Genomic DNA, 19,497 nt, shown 5'->3' on the forward strand with positions numbered 1-19,497 from the left:
ATCCGGGAGGGTCGGGGCGCGCGGCATGCGCGGGCGCGGCGGCGGGCGGCTGGCGTACCTGGACCGGCCGGCCGAGTACCGCGGTACGACCCGGCAGGTGTGCGGGCTGTGGCCGTACGTCACCGGCGCCGGCGCGCCCCTGGTCGGGGTGCCGCTGGGCCGGCACCTGGTGACCGGCTCCACGGTGTGCTGCGACCCGATCGCCTGGTTCGAGCGGTCGCGGCTGATCGCGAACCCGTCGATGTTCACCCTGGCCAAGCCGGGGCTGGGCAAGAGCAGCATCAACCGGCGGATGGTCCTCGGCCTGGACTACCGGGGCACGGTGTCGCTGGTGCCCGGCGACACCAAGGGCGAGTACACCCGGCTCATCCGGGCGCTGGGCGGGGAGGTCATCCGGCTGGGCCGCGGCCAGGGGTCGCTGAACCCGCTGGACCTGGGGCAGATGGGCGCCGCCGCGCGGCGGCTGGCCGGCGCGGCCCGCGAGGAGCTGCTGGCCGAGGCGGTCGGGCGGCGGGCCTCCATGGTGGCGGCGCTGGTGGCCATCGTCCGGCGGGGCCCGGTCGGCGGCGACGAGGAGGCGCTGCTGGGGCGGGCGGTGCAGCTGCTGGCCGACCGCGACCTGGGCCGCCCGGCGCTGCTGTCGGACCTGGTGGAGCTGGTGCGGCAGGGCCCGGAGCCGCTGCTGCGGATGACGCTGGCCGACGACGAGGCCGGCTACCGGCAGGCGGTGCGGCCGGTGTTGCGCTCCCTGCAGTCGCTGGTCGAGGGGCCGCTGGGCGCCACCTTCAACCGGCAGACCACCCAGCGCCTCGCGCTGGACCGGCCGGTGAGCATCGACCTGTCGGCGATCCCGGCCTCGGAGAAGGTGCTGGAGAGCGCGGTGCTGCTGACCTGCTGGGCGGAGGCCTTCGCCGCGATCGAGGCCCACGACCGCACCGCCGGCACCGACCCGGGCACCGGTGGGGGCGGCGGGCGGCGGCACTTCTTCGTGGTGCTGGACGAGCTGTGGCGGATCCTGCGCGCCGGGGTGGGGCTGGTCGACCGGATCGACGAGCTCACCCGGCTCAACCGCACCATCGGCATCGGCCAGTCCATGACCACCCACTCCATGGCCGACCTGCTCTCGCTGCCCAGCAGCGAGGACCGTGAGAAGGCCCGCGGCTTCGTGGAGCGCTCCGGGCTGGTGCTCTGCGGCGGCCTGCCGCCCGCCGAGATGACGGCCCTGCAGCAGGCGGTGCAGCTGTCGGAGCGGGAGCGGCAGATGGTCACCCAGTGGTCGGCGCCGGGCAGCATCGACAGCGGCACCGGCGCGGAGGACGCTCCGCCCGGCCGCGGCCGGTTCCTCATCAAGGTGGCCGGGCACCCGGGCATCCCGGTGCGGATCGACCTGACCGCCGAGGAGCTGCCGCTGAACGACACCAACGAGCGGTGGGCCCACCGGGTCGTCGCCGCCCCCGGCCCGGAGCAGGGCGTCGGCGCGCCCGGCGTTCCCGGCGGCGAGGAGACGGTGGTCGCCCCGCGGCGGCCCGCCGGGGACGGCGGGCGGCGGTGAGCCGCCCCGCCGACCGGGTCACCCCCGGCCAGTGGGCGGCCGCCGCCGTGGTCGGCTCCCTCGCCCTGGCGGTGGCCGTGCTGGGGACGGCGCTGCTGGGCGGGCAGTGGTGGGCGAGCGGGCGGTGGCCCGACGCCGGTCCGCTGGACGCGGTGGCGGGCCTGGCCGCCGGCACGTGGCACTGGACCGCGGCCGCCGGCGCGGTCCTGGCGCTGGAGCTGCTCACCGCCGCCCTGCTCGCGCTGGCCGCCGCCGCGGCGGTACGCCGGCTGCGGCGCGGCGGACCGAGCCTGCGCCCGTACCGACAGGCGGCCCGGCGGATGTCCGGCGGCCGCGACCGGGCCGCCCTGCAGATGCGCGCCGAGGAGTCGGCAGCCCGGCTCGGCATCGGCGCCGCGCCCGGGGTGCGGCTGGGCCGGCACCTGCCGTCCGGCCGTCCGCTGGTGACGCCGTGGGAGTACCTGTACCTGGTGATCGCCACCTCCGGACGGCACAAGACCTCCGCCCTGGTCGTCCCGCAGATCCTGCGCGCCCCCGGCGCGTGCCTGGCGACCTCGGTCAAGGGCGACGTCGTCGAGGCCACCCGGCTGCCGCGGTCCTACCTGGGCGCCTGCTGGGTCTTCGACCCGCAGCAGCTCGCCGGCGAGCCGCCCGCCTGGTGGTGGAACCCGCTGGCGGACGTGCGCACCCTGGCGGACGCCGAGGACCTGACCGCCGTCCTGGTCGAGGCCGGCAAGGAGGCGGGCGAGCAGGCGCGCCGCGACGGCTTCTTCGACCCCAAGGGCCGCCAGGTGCTGGCCTCCACCCTGCTGGCCGCGGCACTGGACGGTCACAGCCTGGTGCAGGCGTACCTGTGGCTGGCCGACCGAGGCAACAGCGCTCCCGAACGGGTCCTGACCCGGCACGGCATGGGCGTCGCCGCCTCCGGACTGGCCGGCATGCGCGGACTGTCCGACAAGACCGCCGACGGCATCTGGGCCACCGCCGAGATCCACCTGCGGTGGGTGCGCAACGAGCAGGTCGCCGCCTGGGTCGTCCCCCAGGGGGAGGGCGCGGGGGACGGGGAGCGCGACCCGCGGCCCCGGTTCGACCCGGCCGCGTTCGCCGTCTCCAGCGACACGCTGTACCTGATCTCCCAGTCCGACGGCGCCTCCTCGGCCGCGCCGGTCACCACCGCGCTCACCGCGGCGGTGCTGCGCGCCGCGGACCGGGCCGCGGCCGCCGCGCCGGGCGGGCGGCTGCCGGTGCCGCTGTGCGGGGTACTCGACGAGGTCGCCAACGTCTGCCGCTGGCACGAGCTGCCCGAGCTGTACAGCCACTACCGATCCAAGGGCATCTGGCTCGCCACCTACCTCCAGACCTGGTCACAGGGGCTGCAGCTGTGGGGCGAGCACCGGCTCAACACCCTGGCCGACAACGCGCAGTGCGTGGTGTACGGCGGCGGCATCACCGACGAGGCGTACCTGGAGCGGCTGTCGAAGGTCATCGGCGAGTGGGACGCCCCGCAGACCACCCGCACCAGCGACGAGCGGCTGCTCGCCGGGACTGCCTCGGTGGCGCGGAGCACCCGCCGGGAGCGGATCCTGGACGTCGCCGACCTGGCCGCGCTGCCCGAGCGGCACATGGTCGTCACCCTCAGCGGCTCCCGGCCGATGATGGCCACCGCCGAGCCGTACTGGGAGACCGAGCTGGCCGAGGCCGTCGCCGCCTCCCAGCGCCTGTACGGGCGCGCGACGGCCGGGCCCGAGTCCGCACCGGCCCAGGCCGTCGGTTCCGTGCCGCAGCCCGGGGCAGCGCCGTGACCCCGCCCACCCCGGACGGCCTGCCCACCCCGGCCGCCGCCGCTCCCCGAGGATCTGCCCGCTGTGGACCGCCCAGCCCCGCCCAGCCCTGACGCCCGAAACGACCGCGAAGCCCTCCTGGACCGGCTGCGCGAGGTCGACGACCGCGTAGCCCTGATCGAGCGCTACCTCGACGCCCTGGACGAGCAGCAGGCCCTGGCCCCGGAGCCCGACCCGCAGCCGTGGACCGCCCGCGCCGACGCCGACCAGTGGACCGAACTGGCCGACTGGGTGGACTGGCTCGTCGACACCTACCGACCCGCCGGCGAACACCGGGTGCCCGCCTGCTGGCCCGCCCACCCCGGCGCCGCCGAGCACCTCGCCGCCCTCCACACCGCCTGGCGTGGCGCCATGGCCAAGGAAACCGCCGAACCGGGCCTGTCCGAGGCCTCCGCCTACTGGCACGACCGCTTCCTATGGCCGCTCCTCGCCCGGGTTCGCGCCATGGTCCCCAACGACTGCCTCAACCTCGCCCACCGCCCCCCGGACCCGCCTGATCCGACCGACCGGAATTTGCTGCCCCAAATGCACACCTCGGCCTACTGAGGTTTTCTTAACGGTGGTCACTTCCAGATTCCGTTGAGAACGAGGGCAGCTCGGACGATGTCGCCTATTCGGCTAGGACTGAGTATGAGCTCAACGCCGTTGCGTTTACGAGCGGTGGCGTGAGGCAAGTCCGTTCTCCATGATCTGAATGTCGACGGCGAGGGTGTAGGTCTGGGTCTGTTGCGGGAGTTTCCCGGCGTTCGGTCCGTACTTGCTGGTGGGGTTCTTGCGGCTGCGGGCCTTGACCCGCTGGCGGTGAGTGGCGGGTAGGAGGTCGGCCAGGACAGCTCGGCCGATCATGCCCACGAGGTCGGCCGGTGTCTGCGCGTGTATGCCGGCGGCGAGGGTGACCTGGTCGGCGGCTGCCCGGAGCAGGATGGTGAAGCTGATGCGTTCCATGGCCAGGTCCGGTCGGGTGGCGACCACGTAGTCGGCGGTGCGGATGAGCGCCTGGTAGGTCGTCAGGAGCGCGTAGACCTCCTGGTCCAGGCCGGGGATGCTGCGGGAGCGCAGGATGCGGCCGTCGAGCATGGTCGCCTTGATCGAGAAGTACGTGGTCTCGGCCTGCCACCTGCGGTGGTAGAGGTCGATGAGTTCACAGGCGGGGTAGCGCTCGTGGTCGAGGAGGCTGGTGACCAGCCGCCAGGGCTCGGTGCGGGTGGTGCCGTCGGCCAGCGTGACGGTGATCCATGCCTCGATCACCCGGACCGGCAGGAGCCGGTAGCCGACGCCGGCCCGGTAGACGGCCGTGTTCAGGCTCGCCAGGTAGGAGCCGTCGGGCAGGCGGTGCTGGATGACCGGGCGGCGGCGGGCGGAGGAGCGCACCAGGAACTGGGCCCCGGTGTCGGCGAGGTCGTGCAGGAAGTCGATGGCGTCGAAGTTCGCGTCCGCGAGCAGCAGCATCGTGTGGTCCAGGCAGCCCAGCAGACGCCGGGCGTAGGGGAGTTCGCCCGTGGTCTCGGGACCGAAGCAGGCCGCCAGGACGGCCCGGGTGCCGCATTCGACGACGGCGAGCAGCCGCAGGAGCGGGTAGTCGAACTCGATCGTGTCCCCGATCCGCTTAGGGTAGCGCCAGGTGATCTGCTCGGCGTCGGGAGCGTGCAGGAAGGTGCCGTCCAGGGCGACGGTGCGCATGCCCCGGTAGAAGGATCCGGCCTGACCGCGGCCGGCGACCGGCCCGGCCAGGGTCTCGAACAGCCGTCGCAGCGGATCGGCGCCGACCCGGCGCCTGGCCCGGGCGAGCGAGGACGCGGCCGGACGGACCGGGGCGAGCGGGTCCAGGGCCGCGGTGAGCTTGCCCCACACCGCCAGGTAGGAGCAGTCCTCGAACAGGGCCAGGGCCAGGACGAAATACACCACGACCCGTGACGGCAGCAGCCGCAGCCGCCGCTCCCGCGCCCCGGTCTCCTCCAGCACCGCGTCGACCAGCTCGAAGTCCACGATCTGGGTCAGCTCGCCCAGATGCCCCGGAGCGAACACACCCCCAGCCGTGGAGACCACCCGGGTGATGACAGACTTCTCCCGCAACGGGACTCCTGGATCTTGATCATCTTGCTCGACACAAGTGATCTACCAGGGGTCCCGTTCTCGCTGATCACCGGCTTGACGAACCACCCACCCGCCAAACGCAACGGCGTTGAGCTCTAATGATTCAGGCCCGTGCGACAGGAAACTGGCGCACGGGCCTGACGTCTGGCTTCAAGCTTGAAATCGATCTCGAAGATAAAACTTAACGCGACACTGCAATCAATTATCAAGCACGAATATTAAATGGCATCACTCGCCCATGATATTCGTATGAACCTTTGCTTTCTTTAGATATTTTGGCTCAGACGGAACTCCACCCCGCAAAAGATCGACCCACTCCCCTCGCACATTGATATGCAGCTCACTCGAACCTCCAAAAATAACTCGCCTGCGAGACTTTAGGATTGCCCGAGAAAGCTCGCCCCCAAGCGCCTTGATAAACCCTTTAATATCTCCACTTTCGGAAGAGAAGGTTTCCACGGTAAATGGGTCGCCAATTTCACCCCCCCACCCCATCCGGATTGACTCGCCGTCCGAGATGATACGAAGGGGAACGTCTCGACCGTAGGAGATAACCAAAGTTACCTCAACATTACTTCCACCCTCAGGCGCCAGGCGAAGGAAGTAGAAAGATTCATCACGAATCATGCCCACAGGGTCGACAGAAGAAAGAACCTGATCTACGACTTTGAGGAGCTCGGCTTCGCGGGAGGAGGGATTGCTCCTATAGTTCATCCCGTCATTCGTTCTGAGGTACCTCATTGCACCTCAGAACAAATGAATATGGCGAGCCTTTTTGCGCCAATTCCACCCAAGTCGGAAAGTCGGCCTACCTGCAAAGGGATTGTAAGCCCAGCCGATTTTGAACTTTCGCCCGTTATGATTCCATTTGCCACTTGCATGGCCAAAGTGCCTCGCATTCTTGGCGCGCTTATAGTTAGCCACACTGATGTTACCGTATCGGTAACTCATTCCACCGAAACGGCTTGACCTGAGCGCCGTCAAAGCAAAGCGGGACGAGCGCGCAAGTCGGTATGCCCTGAAGGCAGTGTACCCAAATCGCGCAGCCGCAAAGAATTGTCCGCCTGGGGCAAACGTGAGGGCTGTGGCTGCAATGTCAACCTTGTGCTTCCATGCCCACCTTCCGACGGACTTCCAGCTCCACTTGCCATCAAGGTCAAAGCAACCGATCGGATCTGCGGTGCAGTAGTCGTAAGCGTTGGCATTGCCCCCTGAGACGGGATCAGTGGAGAGGAAGCGTCCGGTGGTGGGGTCGTACAGGCGGACGCCCATGAGGGTGAGGCCGGTGAGGGTCTCGGAGGATCGCTGCTTGGCGCCGAGCCAGCCGTAGCGGGTGGCGGGAGTGCCAGAGAGGGGGTTGCCGTATTCGTCGGCCTGCAGGACGGTCGGGTTGACCGCGGTGTCCAGCGGGTACTGGAGCGCGACGTCGCCGTGGATGTTGGTGAGCTGCAGGACGGTGCTGCCGGTGTCCGAGGTGACGGCGGCGAGGTCGCCGGTGAGGTCCTGGACGTTGCGGGTGACGATGCGGCCGGTGGAGTTCTCCAGGGTCCAGTCGGGGCTGTCGCTGCTGTTGCCGTAGTGGTTGGTCTTGGCGGCGGTGAGGTTCCAGGTGGTGCCGCTGTCCGGGGTGGTCTCGGTGGTCCAGGAGGCGAGGCGGCCTGCCGGGTCCAGGGCCCAGGTCTGCCGCTTGCCGCCGCTGGTCTGGGAGCGGACGAGGTCGTTGGTGTAGTAGGCGAGCTGGTTGCCACCGGCCTGGGTGGTGGTGCGGCCGAACGCGTCGTAGACGGTGCCGGCGGCGGTCAGGCGATCGGCGCTGTCGTAGGTCATCGTGGCCGCGGTGCCGGTGGCGCAGGGGTTGCCGGGGGCACTGGTGGCGGTGGCGTAGCTGGTGCGGTTGGTGTTGGCGTCGAAGCCGTAGCTGCGGCGGGTGCAGGAGTTGTCGGTGCCGGTGTCGTCGGCGCGGGTGAGGCGGCCGATCGGGTCGTAGGTGTAGTGCTGGCTGGTGGTGCCGCCGGTGGTGGCCGCGTGGTCGGCGGTCTGGCCGTGCACGGTCTGGTCGGCGGTGTCGGCGAGCAGGACGGTGCTGTCGCTGGTGCGGGTGTAGGTCTGGCCGGTCTGGGCTCCGGCCTCGTCCTGGGTCAGCGTCTGGGTGATGCCGCCGGGGAGGGTCTGGGTGGCCAAGTCGCCGTCGTCGTCGTAGGCGGCGGTGAAGGTGCCGGCCACGGAGTCGGTCAGCGAGGTGGCGACGCCCCGGGGGTCCTTGGCGGTGTCGTAGGTCCAGGTGGTCGTGGAGGGGGCGGAGTCGGTGGCCTTGACCGGGCGGTCGAGGGCGTCGTACTGGGTGGTCGTGGTGTTGCCGGAGCCGTCGGCGTAGGAGATCGCCCGGCCGAGGGCGTCGTAGGTCGTGGTGATCGTGCCGCTGGTGGAGGCGGTGGTGGCGACGTCGCCGGTGACGGGGTCGTAGGTGGTGGTGGTGTCGGGGACGGCGGTGCCGGTCCCGCCGGTGACGGCGGTCTTGGTGGCGCGCCCGGCGGCGTCGTAGGTCGTGGTGGTGGTGCGGGTGACGCCGTTGGCGGTCTCGGTGACGGTGTCCGGGCTGCCCCAGCGGTTGTAGGTGGTGGTCTCGGTGGGCAGCTGGGTGGGGTTGGAGCCGCCGCCGGTGATCACACCGGCCGGGCCGGTGGAGCAGACCAGGTCGGCCCACTCGGGGCGCCCGTTGCACGCTCCGGTGCCGGTGGCGGACCAGTAGGTGGTCACGGTGGCGCCGGCGTCGGTGCCGTTGGACTTGGGCAGGGTGGTCTTGGTGACCCGGCCCTGGGCGTCGTAGGCGGTGGTCTTGGTGATCTTCAGGCCGGACGGGTCGTCGACGGTGCTGGTGGGCAGGCCCTTGGCCCAGTCGTAGGCGGTGGTGGAGGTGCGGGTGTCGGCGTCACCCGGGTAGCCGTCGATCCAGGCCCCGGTGGTGACGGTGGTGGGCTGGTCACTGGCCGTGGCGGAGCCGTCGGTGGGACGGCCCTCGTCGTAGGCGGTGACGGTGTGGGCGCGGGCGGGGGCCTGGGTGCCGGCCGGGAGGGCCGGGTTGCTGCCCGCGGCGGCGAGGTCGTGCTCCAGGGTGACCTGGTGCAGCGGCCCGAAGGTCTCCAGTTCGCGCTGGCCGTCGGCGCTGTAGACCGAGGTGGTCGACAGCAGATCCGCGCGGTCGGCGGCGGGGAGCTTGTCGATGTTCAGCTGCTGCTGCTCGGCCAGACCGGTGCCGCTGGTGGCCAGGGCCAGGCGGCGGTTGGAGTCGCTGAGCTCGCGGACGGTGTTGCCGTACCGGTCGTAGGCGGTGGTGGTGAGGTGGCCGCCGGGCACGGCGGTGTTGACCTCACGGCCGGAGGCGTTGGTGTAGCTGAGGGTGGCGCGCTTGTAGTCGGTGCCGGTCAGGGCCGATCCGTCGTGGGAGGCGGGGACCTGGTCGGCGGGGAAGACGGCGGTGGCGTCGGTGGGGGCGTCGCTCTGCCCCCAGGCGGCGACGTCCGCGATGCCCATCTGGTTGGGCGCCTTGGTGCCGGTCAGCGGCACGTTGTAGACGACGCTGGTGGTCGCGGTGCCGTTGGTCTGGGTGGCGCTGCCGGGGGTGAGGGTGGGCCGGGAGGCGTCCAGGAGCATGCCCTCACCGGCGACGGCCGAGCTGCCGACCTTGGCGTAGGTGAAGGTCCACGGCAGTTCGCCCGGCGGGGTGAGGGTGGTGACGCGGCCGTTGGCGTCGTAGGTGTAGGCGGTCTTCAGGGCGGGGCTGATCCGCGGGTCCCACACCTCGCGCAGCCGGCCGGAGGCGTCGTAGGCGTACTGGGTGACGACGGTGGCGGTGGAGGCGGAGTCGCCGGGGGTGGTGGCCCACAGCTTGATCTGCTTGACCTGGCCGGTGTAGTCGCCGAGCGCCGAGCCGGCCGCGGTGGTGGCGGTGGCGTAGACGTACTCCAGCATCCGGCAGCCCTTGGTGGCCGGGGTGGCCTGGCAGGTGGCCGGGTCCGCGATCGCGGAGGTGGGGGCGATGACGTACTTGGGGCGGACCTTGCCGCCGGTCTGCACGACGTCGGGGACCACGGTGGTGGTCGAGTTGGCGGTGGCCAGGCGGCTGGTGGCCAGCTGCCAGGTGCTCGCCCCGGCGGGCTTGGTGAAGGTGGTGGTGGTGCCCTCGGTGTCCTTCAGGACCAGGGTCGCGTCACCGGTCTTCCCGGTCAGGGTGAGGTCCTCGGAACCCGGCTCGGGGGTCCAGGTGCCGGCTGCGGCGTCCTTGAGCGTGAAGCCGGTCTCGTCGCCCTCGGCGTCGACCAGGGCGAGGGAGGTGGGGGTGACGGTGCGGACGTAGGCCCAGTCGGAGTCGGTGATCTCCGCGGTGGTGCCGGCCGACCACTGCGGTCCGAAGATCGCGGCCTGGCCGGTGGCGTCCGCGCCGGCAGTCGGCCGTCGCGAGGAGAAGGTCCGGCTGACCGACAGGTCGAACGCGGAGGCGTCGGTGCCGGACAGGGTGTAGTCACCGGTGAGGTCGTTGACCTGGCCGGGTCCCACCGCGTCGCTGGGCGCGGTGCCGGCGTTGCGGTCCACCGTGACGGTGTGCGGGTCCGAGGCGTCGGTGAGGGTGCCGTCGGTGAACACGGCGCGCACGTCGACCGGGCCGTCGGCGGCGAGGCTGTCGGTGATGTTCCAGCTCAGGTCTGCGGGCACGCCGCCGGTGACCGGGAGCGGCCACGTGGAGGGCGTGGTGCCGTCGGAGGTCCGGCGGGTGTCGGTGACGGGCACGTCGTGCCAGGTGTCGGCCGCGCCGCGGCGGTACTGGTAGGTGACGCCGGTGTCTGACGGCTTGCCCTGCGAGGACAGGCCGGTGCGGCGGGCGGGACGCTCGCCGTCGCCGGGGGCGTTCAGGGCGGCGCCGGAGCCGGCGTAGAAGGTGTAGGCGGTGTCCGGGGTCGCCGACAGGTTCGCGGCGTTGTCACGGGTGCGGACCGTGAGGGTGTGCTTGCCGGATTTGAACGGCAGCCCGGTGGAGACGGCCTGACCGGTGGAAGGTATGGAGTGCCAGGTACCGCCGTCGAGGTTGTAGATGACGTCGTGGACGTCGCCGGTGGGCGGGGTGAAGGTGAAGGTGCCCCGGTAGGTGCCCGAGGCGTCCGGGGTACCGGACCAGGCGCCCGCAGGGAAGTCGCTGGAGGAGATCGCGGTCCTGCCCGGGGCGGTGGTGTCCACCGTGATGAGCTTGTCGGCGCTGAAGGTCGGGGAGAGGGCGCCGGTGGCATCCTTGGCCTTGGCCCGCACCTTGTACTTGTGGCCGTTGACGAGCTTGCCGGCGGCCACGGTCGCGGTGGAGGTCCCTCCGGAGGTGACGGTGGTGCCGGTGATGCCGGACTGGACTAGGACGTCGCTGCCGGAGGTGTAGTCGTACAGGTCGAAGAGGCCGGTGACGTTGCCGCCGTCGGGGTCGGAGACCTTCGCCGACAGTTTGGGGGTCAGCGAGTTGGTGAAGCCGAGCGCGCCGCCGGCCAGGCCCCCGTCCGGGGTCATGGTCGGGGTGTCTGCGGCCGGGTAGCGGTTGTAGGTGACCACCAGCGTCGGCGGGTTGGAAGCGGCGTTGGCGGAGTTCACCCGCTTCCACTGCGAGGTGACCGTCTCATTCGAGCCCCGCAGGCCCATGTTCGAAGAGGCGTTACCCGCCGCCGCCCATGCCTGCGCCAGCGAGGTGACGTCAGCGTTGATCCAGCCGTCCGGCTGCGAGGCACAGCCGGGGTTGCCCTTGGTCTCTGTGGAGGTGGCGTACTTGGTGTTCCAGGTGGGCTGTGCGGTCCAGCGCGAGGCGGTGGAGGGCTTGCCGGTGTCCCATACCTCCCAGGTGTATGGGTTGCAGTCGACGTTGCCGGAGTGGAAGTTCCACAGACTCAGCTTGGCGTCGGTGACCTGGGTGCCCGCGAAGTAGGAGGTGTTCCAGTTGATGAAGGAGCGGGCGACGCGGTAAGTGCTATCGGGGTTCTGGGTACCCGGGTTGCCGAAGTCCAGTTCGGTGTCGCCGGACCAGTCGACGGTCTCACCCTGCTGGACGTAGGTGTCCAGGAAGGGGGTCAGCGTCGAGATCGCGGGGTCGACGGTGACGGGGAACTTCGTAGCGGGGTCGGCAAGGAATGCCGCGTCCGGGGTGAGTTCCAGGTCGATGGTGTTGCCGTGCTGTACGGCCTTCATCGCGACCTTGCCGCGGTGGGAGCGCTCGCCGGCGACCGGGTCGACGCTGGCGTCCCACATCACCGGCGCGGGCATGACCGCCTGCTTGGCGCTCTTGCTGTCGGTGAACAACAGGCTGCCGTCGTCCTGCTGCTTGACATTCAGCCCCTTGGCCTTCAGCGGCAGGGTGTAGGTGTAGCCGTCCTGGTCAGGGCGTCGCTTGATGGTGACGTACTGCTCGAAGCCGGTGCGGGTCGCCTCAACGACGAGGTCGGCGCCGGGGACGGCGTCGGGGTAGGTGGCCCGGGTACCATCCAGGACCGGCTTGGGCAGGCCTCCCTTCCACTGCAGCGTGATCTGCTCATCGCCCTCGCCGAGGGTGATCAGGTCACGCGCGGGGGCGGACTTGGTGTCCGCCAGCGAGTCGGCCTTGGTGCCTCCTGCACCGCCCAGCCGCAGGCCGCGAGGGTGGCCCTTGGGTGCGACGGTGCCGTCGCTCTGCTCCACCAGGTCGAGGTCGACCGGCTTCCATTTGTCGCCGTCCTTGAACCGGACAGGTCCGGCGGACACCTCGCTGGTCAGCGACCCGTCGGGGTTCGCGTAGGTGCTGGTGTCCTCGGTGCGGGCATCAAGGATCTCGATGCGGCGGTCCTGCAGGCGGGCCGCCAGCCGAGCCGATGCCTCCGTGTCGGCCTCCGCCGGTCCCTGAGGCCGCGCAGCGGCGGGCGCGGCGACCGGCGCGTGCTCGGCGGCGGCTGCGACTGCCTGGCCGCTGCCTTCCAGGACGGTTGCCGCCTCGGCGGCGAGGGTCAGCGACAGCACTGCGGCGATGGGCCGCAGATGGCGCAGGATCCCGGGGCCGCCGGTGCCTGTGAGCAGGCCCGGCACACGGCGTCGCGGGCGCGGTGAACGCGATGACATGCACGGTCTTTCTGTCGGGCCCGCCCCCTTGGTGCGGGGCGGGCGGCGAGGGGGGATGCCTGTCCGCAAAGGCAGGGACAGGCAGGTGGACGCACGGCCGCGACCGGGCACAGGGGTGCCTCAGCATGCGGGTGTGCGGCGAAACAACCGCTCGGCGCCGGCAGGCGGCGCGGGCGGAGACCTGGAGCCGGGGGCAGACCGGCTCAGTCGGGCTGGATGCCGGGCAGCACCGGCGGGCACGGCGGCAGCGTTACTGCAGCCAGCACCGAGACCGGGAGAGAGCTGACCAGCGGCGTCGGCTCGGGCGGCTCCCCGGACGGGGAGGGAGTCCCGGACGGGGTTGCAGAGGCGGTCGGCTGCCCGCTCGCCGAGGGAGCCGGGTCTGCGGTGACGGTGGCTTCCGGCGCCGAGGGGCCGGGTGTCGCTGAACCGGTGGGCTGCCTGGGGTCCGGAGCGGCGGGACTGGCCGACGGGGACGGGGGTGCCGTGGGCGCGTCGGATCCGCAGCCGGACGGGGAGGGTTCCGGATCGGCGGGTGGCAGCGGCGGCCGCGGAGGGGCGGGTGTGGGCCGGTGGGTCGCGGGTGAAGCCGGGTGCGCGGGAGAAACCGGGTGTGCAGGGCCGAGCAGTGGAGACGGGTGGTGCGGACGCCGACCCGGCCTGTGGATAGCAGGGCGGGGCCCGGCCGGGTCGGTGGCGCGGATGGTCGGCGGCTGCGGCACGCCTGCTGCGACGACCGTGGGCGCGGCCGGCACTGGTGCGCTGCCGGGCGCGGTGGAGGCGTAGTTGGCGTAGGAGCGGATCCAGGCCCGGACCGTGATCAGGTAGTCCGCTGAGTGGTTGTAGCTCAGGATCGCCTGGTCGAGGTCGGCCGGAACGGTCAGGTCGCGGTCCCCGGCGCAGAGGTAGCGGGCAGTCGCCAGCGCGGCGTCGAAGACGTTGCCGGGATCCGGTCGGCCGTCCCCGTTGCCGTCCGCGCCCCACCGGGCCCAGGTCGAGGGGATGAACTGCATCGGCCCCACTGCCCGGTCCCAGCGGGCGCTGCCGTCCAGGCGTCCGCCGTCGGTGTCGGCGATCGCGGCGAAACCGCGGCCATCCAGAACCGGCCCCAGGATCGGGTGTGCAGTGGTGCCGTCGGAGGTGAGTGCGCCTGCGCGTCCGTGTCCGGACTCCACCTGGCCGATGCCCGCCAGTACCGGCCAGGTAAGGCGGCAGCCGGGGTCCTCAGCCGTGAGCCGCTGCTCGGCCCGCCGGTAGGCGGACAGCACCGCCGCGGGGACCGGAACCTGGCTTTCGTTCACCGCGGGCTGGTCTGCTTTCGCCGGTTCGGTGGTGCCGGTCGGGGCGGTCATCGGCATGGATGCGACAGGAGGAGCGGTGGGCGCCGTGGGCGGTGCGGGGTAAAGGGGCGCTCCACCGTCGGCCTGGGAGGTGGCGGCCGGCGGGGTCGACGGGACCGTGTCCAGCGGCGCGGTTGCAGCGCATGCCGCCATGGCAACAGCGGCGATCCGCCGCGCTGCGCGCGTTCTGACACCCGAGAAGACGGGAACGCGTACGGGCACGCTGCACTCCGGACCGGCTGGCGACGAGGACCGGGAAAACGTACACAGACAAACACGAGATCTTCACCATGAGATCAACTTAACCAAGCGTCACATCACGAGATCATTGCAGTATCGCCGGGCAGCACGGCTCGAGGATGACACCGGTAGCCGAGCGACCAGAATGCCTTTGCCCCGAAACGGACATATGGGCACCGGCTCAACATGCCCCCAGCGCCCATCCAGTCATTGATCACATTCTGATCACGCCGCCTGAACCGGCGGCCGACAACAATGTGCTAGCTCTGCACGCACCGTCGCCCAATCAGCCATGTCTCGACCTCGAGCAGCAGGCCGCGACCGACCCGGCCTACCCGCAGCCGCCCACCGCATGACCGTTGGTGCACGACCACTACACCACTTCACGGGACACGACCCCACGTCCACCGACACCCCTTTGCAGGCATCTCCGCCCCTCGCAGCGAGAAGGTGGAGTGCGGGATGCGCCACGCACCACAAGGCAGTGACACTCCGTGACACCTTCCAGGTTCGCGTCGACGCAACGTCGAGCGCACCCGTATGTCCGGAGCGGATGCTCAGCGCATCCGCATCGGGTGCATCGCGGCCGCCGAAACAGCCAGAACGATCGGCAGTCAACCCGAAAAGCAAGACGCGTCGGTGATCCTCTCTGCATGTGCTTTTGGCATATGCCAGAAGCGGGACGGGGACAGCGCATGACCCTGGCCGCCGAGGTTCACCTCCGAGCGCGCCCACGAGAGTTCGTTATCTCCCTGTGATGTGAGTTCGCATCAGAACAGATCGGCTGCCGGGAATCCCGTTCTCTTCGTGTACATTTCTTCGGCCCGCTCCTCCGCCTGCGCGCAGCTCCGCCGCGCGGCACGGCCAGGTCCGGCAGGCCATCGCGCCCCTGCGGACCGCAGAAGGGCCCGGTGGACGGCCGCGCGGGCCCCACCCGGCACGGCCCCCTGCGGCGTGCGCGGGCACGTCCGGGCGTACGGCGTCCGGACCCGGCAGACAGTGAGGAAAAGCCACAAGTGAACATCTCCACCCCGCGGCGGCCCGCACACCGGCTCGCAGCGGTCCTGGCGGCGGCGCTCGTCCTGATCGCCTCCGCCCTGGCCTGGGCGCGTCCCGCCCATGCCGCACCCGCGCTGCCCGGAGGGAAGGCCAACTGGGTGGTGTCCGTCGGGTCGCTGAACCCGTCGGCCCAAAGCGGCTACCGCAACTGGGTCCGGCTGGGCTACTACACCTTCGCGGCCGACGGCACGGCCACTGCCAGCCACTGACGGTAAAACCAGCAGGACCAGCCCACCCGGGTCGCCGCCGCGGCGGCCGACTGCGGCGGCGGCGTCCCGACCTGCTCCGTGCGCACCCTGCCCGGCTTCGCCGGCAACCCCACCGGCTCCCTGAAGGGCACCTACACCTACACCGCCGACGGCAGGCTCGCGGTCACCTGGAACCGCACCGGCGCCGGCGCCGCCACCGGTCCCTTCCACGAGTACTGGACCGTCCAGAGCGGCCTGGCCTCCGGCGGCGTCGCCCGCATCACCAGCCCCGGCTTCTACGGCGCCTACGGCGCCGGCGTGACCGTCCCCGCCGCCGGCGCCTTCACCGACTACGGCGCCACCTTCGGCGTCGGCTACGGCAGCAACGCCTCCCTGGGCCGCGAGAGCCGGGCCACCATGACGGCCCTGCTCAAGGACCCGCGCTACGACGCCCAGCCCTACAAGGGCGCCTACGTCGTCGCCAAGGCCTCCTCCTCCGACCCCGCCACCCGCACCGGCATCGTGGCCCGCGAGGGCGCCGGCGGCTCCTGGACCCTGGCCGACACCGCCAACCCCTGGCGCCTGTGCAGCAGCGGCCTGTGCGCCGGATGGGTCCAGCCGGGCACCAGCTGCGGCGGCACCGACAAGGCGCGGGTGCGCTACCTCGCCGAGATCGGCGGCGGACGGCGCACTACCGAGGAGTACTGGTGCCGCTTCCTGGCCCAGGGCAAGCCCTGCTACCTGTACAACTCCCACCCCCGCCCGATGCTCCAGGTCGTCGACGACGCCGGCGTCTTCCGCGGCTGGGTCGGCGTGGAGGGCTTCACCCACGTGAGGACCACCACCGGCCTGCCGGACAGCAGCTGGATCGAGGGCTACTGGGGCGTCTTCGACATGGTCTCCGCCACCCTCCAGCCGAAACTGCCCTGATACTTCGCAGACCATCGCCGGCCGCGCCCGTCCGGTCTGCTGCCCTGCAGCTCCTCGAGGGCGGCCTGGGCCCGCCCGCTGAGGGGTGCCGTGGCCGCCTTCGGCACACGGGCGGCCGACGCGCCCGCTGCGACTTTGTGCAGCGGCTACCGGTCCGGAGCGTGGCTGCGGTCGGCGCGGCGGGGTCCGTCGTCGCGCCGGTCGCGGGCAGGCTGCTGCCGGGGGCGGGTGTCACGCCAGGACGGACGCGCAGCGCCGGTAGAAGGGTCGGCTGGGGCGGCGGGGCCTGCCCCGGTGGGCCGGCCGGCGGCCTCGGACAGCGCCGGGGCCGCCTCACGCGCGACGGCGCGCCAGCCGCCGATGTGAGTCTCCACGGGCGCCAGGCGGTCGGGGGCGTGGCGAGCGAGGTGGGCGGCGCGGTCGAGTTCGGCGCGCGGGACGAGGAGCCGGGCGGACTCGGCGAGGTCGGCCAGGGCGTACGCGGCGCGTCCGGAGGCGGTCTCGGCGCGGACGTAGGCCTGGCGCAGGGCGGTGATCTGCACGGGCTGGGCGGGGAACCAGCGGCGGCCGCCGTCTCGGCGCGGGTCGACCATGCCGTCGTCGGTGACCAGGCGGCCGGCGAGCCGGTCCACGAGCGCGGGTGCGTACTCGGCGTGCACCGCGGCGGCGGCGGGGATGCGGTGCAGGGCCTGCAGGAGCGCGCCCGGACCTTCGGCGAGGAGTTCGGCGGCGGGGCGGGGGCTGCCCGGCGGGTGATGCTGGGTCCAGTCGTCGCTGTACAGGATCCGTCCGACGCGGACGGCCAGCGCCTCGGCCTCGGCCGTGCTCGGGTGGACCGCCGGGCGGAGGCCGGGCGGGTCGCCGAGGTCCTGGAGCCGCTCCCACCGGGGGGTGACCTGCTGCCACGCCTGGGCGGCCGCCCGCAGGTGCTCTCCGGCTGTGCGGACCGCCTCCGGGGACAGTCCGCCGTCCAGGGCGGCGGCGACGGTGTGCAGGAGGCGGCCGGCCAGCAGGTGGGACAGGGCCAGGGGGTAGGCCGTGCCGCGGAGGGCCGCCGCGTGGTAAGGCGCAGCGGAGCTTGGGCGGTGGACGGCCTGGTACGCGGCGGTCTGCAGGCGGTCGGCGCCGGAGGCCAGGTACCGCAGTCGGGCGGTCAGGCCCTCGTCGGGCTCGATCCGGGCCGGGGCCGGGGCGACGGCGACGGGCAGGTGCCCGACGGCGCCGACCTCGGTGCCGTCGGGCGGCCGCAGGTGGGCGCCGGCCCGGGCGAGGTGCCGGCAGGCGTCCTCGAAGGAGAGCAGGGAGAGCCCGGCCCGCTGCTCGGTCAGCGGCACGACCGACCGGCCGAACCGCGCCGCCTGCCCGGCGAGGTGGCCGAGCCGGGCGGCGACGAAGCGCTGTCCGGTGCCGGCGGCGAGCAGCGCCCCGTACGGGGTGTCCGCCCGGCCGCCCTCCGCGTGGTGGCCGGCCATCACGTCCCGGGCGAGCGCCAGGAAGCGCCGGGCGTCGTCGAGTCGGGCCAGGGCCTCCTCGACGGTGCCGCGGGCGCCGTTCGGCGGCACGGGCCGATCCGGTCGGCGGGGGCCTGCGCTGCGCTGCAGGGCGCTGCGGGCGTCACGCAGCGCCCGGCGGGCGTTGGCGACGGCGGCGGCGTCCTGCGGGTCGGCGGCTGCGGCGTACCGGCCGGCGGCCGCGTAGTCGCCGAGGTGGCGGTCGACCTCCTCCACCAGCGGGACCAGTTGCCGGACCAGGTGGATCCGCTCGGTCCCCGACAGGATCCGCCGGGGCAGGGCCTGGGCGGCGGAGGCGGTCCGGTCCTCGGCGAGGTGGTAGAAGTCCTCGAGGGTCGCCTCTGCGGGGCCGCTCATCCGGGCACCGGCATGGTGCGCAGGCAGGCGGCGGCCTCGGCCGTGCGGTCGGCGCAGGCGTGCAGGGCGTAGACCTGGTCGGGGTGGTCGGCTGCGCGGCCGGCGCGGTCCAGGCGCGGGCGCAGCTCGTCCAGGAGCCGGGCCAGCTCTCCAGTCAGCGCGGTGTCGACGGTGGCGGGCAGCTGCGGATGGGTGCCCTCCTGCGGCAGGGGGAGCAGGTCGCGGCCGGCGGACGCCGCCATGGCCGCGCCCAGGGCGGCGGTGGGTTCGATGCCGTCCTGCCAGGTCAGGGCGTCGGTGGCGGCGACGGTGAGGGTCAGGGCGTCCCAGGCGATGTGCAGCATCCGGGTGTCGGTGGCGTCCCGCAGGTCGCGGGCCAGGTCGTCGACGATGGACAAGGGGTTCCTCCCAACCAGGGGGACCGGACGGTCGGCGCCAGTGTGCCCGCGGAGGCCGGGGCCCCGCGGGGATGCGGCCGGAAGCTGTGGACGACTACAGTCCGCGGAAAGGCAAACCCCCCGGAAGAGGGACGGCGGGCCCGTGGCCCGTCGGGCTCGGCGCCTCATATCCCGGCGGGAGGGACGCATCGGAGCACGTCCGCGGGACGACGCAGCCCTGCGCGGCGCCGCCCCGGAGAGCGCTATCCGCGGATGGTCTGGACAGGGGCGAAGTTCGTGAGCCATCCGTGGCCGTGCTTCTTGCTGCCGGCGCACTCGCCGGCGATGCCGAAGGTCCAGTCGCCCGGCCCGTAGCTCTGCGGATTGGGGAGCCGGAACACGACGTGGCCGGTGCGGAAAGGGCGGTACCACTCCCAGCGCTCCCAGGCGTCGATCGCGTCGTGGGGGTGGATCTTCCACGTCCGCTCCAGGTAGGCGTGCACCCGGCAGTGCTCACCGGGCCAGAACGCCGGCACGCGGTCCAGGTAGTAGTCGGGCCTGACCAGGTGGTCGGCGCTGCTGATGCACACCCGGAAGTGGTGGAGGGTGTTCTCGAAGCATCCGCCTCCGGAGTCCGTGCCCGCCGCCTGGGCGGGGGTGGGCATGACGAGGGCGAGAGCGGCCGCCACGGCGGCCAGGGCAGGAATCGGGCGACGGGCCATCGGCTCCTCCATGGACAGGCATCCACCGCACCAACCGGTCGCCTCCGTACGCGGCAACGGCGGAGAGGACCGAATCGCCCTCAAGGACCACATAAGTACGATCCACGTTCCCGCTGCACGAGCGTCGGCCCGGCGGCCCCGCCCGCACGGGATACTCCACGAACGGCGAGGTT

Annotated in this window: 12 protein-coding genes; 5 read left to right on the forward strand and 7 right to left on the reverse strand. The window is 72.1% G+C overall.

Annotated features, from left to right (window positions below):
* The first annotated feature begins 25 nt into the window (after positions 1 to 25).
* The 3 genes from ACFY07_RS21735 to ACFY07_RS21745 all read left to right on the forward strand — a co-directional run bounded on the left by ACFY07_RS21735 (position 26) and on the right by ACFY07_RS21745 (position 3,939).
* Entirely contained in the window at positions 26 to 1,552 is a 1,527-nt protein-coding gene (locus tag ACFY07_RS21735; protein WP_390870735.1) for an ATP/GTP-binding protein, read from the forward strand.
* Positions 1,549 to 3,354, forward strand: coding sequence for a type IV secretory system conjugative DNA transfer family protein (locus ACFY07_RS21740; RefSeq protein ID WP_390870736.1), 1,806 nt, complete (start codon positions 1,549 to 1,551; stop codon positions 3,352 to 3,354). The genes ACFY07_RS21735 and ACFY07_RS21740 overlap by 4 nt, the downstream gene beginning before the upstream one ends.
* A gap of 63 nt (positions 3,355 to 3,417) precedes the next feature.
* Positions 3,418 to 3,939, forward strand: coding sequence for a hypothetical protein (locus tag ACFY07_RS21745; RefSeq protein WP_390870738.1), 522 nt, complete (start codon positions 3,418 to 3,420; stop codon positions 3,937 to 3,939).
* A gap of 105 nt (positions 3,940 to 4,044) precedes the next feature.
* Here ACFY07_RS21745 and ACFY07_RS21750 read toward each other — a convergent pair whose 3' ends face one another.
* The 4 genes from ACFY07_RS21750 to ACFY07_RS21765 form a co-directional block, all read right to left on the reverse strand.
* Positions 4,045 to 5,466 carry an IS4 family transposase gene (locus ACFY07_RS21750; protein ID WP_390870740.1) on the reverse strand — a complete coding sequence of 474 codons (1,422 nt, stop codon included), beginning with the start codon at positions 5,464 to 5,466 and terminating at the stop codon, positions 4,045 to 4,047.
* A 249-nt stretch (positions 5,467 to 5,715) separates the two neighbouring features.
* Positions 5,716 to 6,201, reverse strand: coding sequence for a hypothetical protein (locus tag ACFY07_RS21755; RefSeq protein ID WP_390870742.1), 486 nt, complete (start codon positions 6,199 to 6,201; stop codon positions 5,716 to 5,718).
* Between the two features lie 33 nt (positions 6,202 to 6,234).
* A complete protein-coding gene (locus tag ACFY07_RS21760) occupies positions 6,235 to 12,501 on the reverse strand; it encodes an RHS repeat-associated core domain-containing protein (RefSeq protein ID WP_390870744.1) in 6,267 nt (2,088 codons plus the stop codon).
* 302 nt (positions 12,502 to 12,803) lie between these two features.
* Positions 12,804 to 13,952, reverse strand: coding sequence for a lytic murein transglycosylase (locus ACFY07_RS21765; RefSeq protein ID WP_390870746.1), 1,149 nt, complete (start codon positions 13,950 to 13,952; stop codon positions 12,804 to 12,806).
* Between the two features lie 1,244 nt (positions 13,953 to 15,196).
* Between ACFY07_RS21765 and ACFY07_RS21770 the strand changes: the two genes are divergently transcribed.
* Complete coding sequence (locus tag ACFY07_RS21770) at positions 15,197 to 15,448, forward strand: hypothetical protein (protein ID WP_390870748.1); 252 nt, start codon at positions 15,197 to 15,199, stop codon at positions 15,446 to 15,448.
* Between the two features lie 78 nt (positions 15,449 to 15,526).
* Positions 15,527 to 16,357, forward strand: coding sequence for a hypothetical protein (locus tag ACFY07_RS21775; protein ID WP_390870750.1), 831 nt, complete (start codon positions 15,527 to 15,529; stop codon positions 16,355 to 16,357).
* A 146-nt stretch (positions 16,358 to 16,503) separates the two neighbouring features.
* Here ACFY07_RS21775 and ACFY07_RS21780 read toward each other — a convergent pair whose 3' ends face one another.
* The 3 genes from ACFY07_RS21780 to ACFY07_RS21790 all read right to left on the reverse strand — a co-directional run bounded on the left by ACFY07_RS21780 (position 16,504) and on the right by ACFY07_RS21790 (position 19,324).
* Positions 16,504 to 18,225 carry a hypothetical protein gene (locus tag ACFY07_RS21780; RefSeq protein ID WP_390870752.1) on the reverse strand — a complete coding sequence of 574 codons (1,722 nt, stop codon included), beginning with the start codon at positions 18,223 to 18,225 and terminating at the stop codon, positions 16,504 to 16,506.
* Complete coding sequence (locus tag ACFY07_RS21785) at positions 18,222 to 18,623, reverse strand: hypothetical protein (protein WP_390870754.1); 402 nt, start codon at positions 18,621 to 18,623, stop codon at positions 18,222 to 18,224. The genes ACFY07_RS21780 and ACFY07_RS21785 overlap by 4 nt, the downstream gene beginning before the upstream one ends.
* Positions 18,624 to 18,865: 242 nt before the next feature.
* On the reverse strand, positions 18,866 to 19,324 hold the full coding sequence (locus tag ACFY07_RS21790; RefSeq protein WP_390870756.1) for a hypothetical protein: 459 nt from the start codon (positions 19,322 to 19,324) through the stop codon (positions 18,866 to 18,868).
* Between the last annotated feature and the right edge of the window lie 173 nt (positions 19,325 to 19,497).

It is taken from the genome of Streptomyces sp. NPDC001380 (assembly GCF_042895785.1).
Classification (GTDB): Bacteria; Actinomycetota; Actinomycetes; order Streptomycetales; family Streptomycetaceae; genus Peterkaempfera.

What these genes read in the sequence shown, in the direction of transcription:
- ACFY07_RS21735 (WP_390870735.1), top strand. Translation starts at nt 26, where the DNA reads ATGCGCGGGCGCGGCGGCGGGCGGCTGGCGTACCTGGACCGGCCGGCC.
- ACFY07_RS21755 (WP_390870742.1), bottom strand. Translation starts at nt 6,201, where the DNA reads ATGAACTATAGGAGCAATCCCTCCTCCCGCGAAGCCGAGCTCCTCAAA.
- ACFY07_RS21790 (WP_390870756.1), bottom strand. Translation starts at nt 19,324, where the DNA reads ATGGCCCGTCGCCCGATTCCTGCCCTGGCCGCCGTGGCGGCCGCTCTC.
- ACFY07_RS21765 (WP_390870746.1), bottom strand. Translation starts at nt 13,952, where the DNA reads ATGACCGCCCCGACCGGCACCACCGAACCGGCGAAAGCAGACCAGCCC.
- ACFY07_RS21780 (WP_390870752.1), bottom strand. Translation starts at nt 18,225, where the DNA reads ATGAGCGGCCCCGCAGAGGCGACCCTCGAGGACTTCTACCACCTCGCC.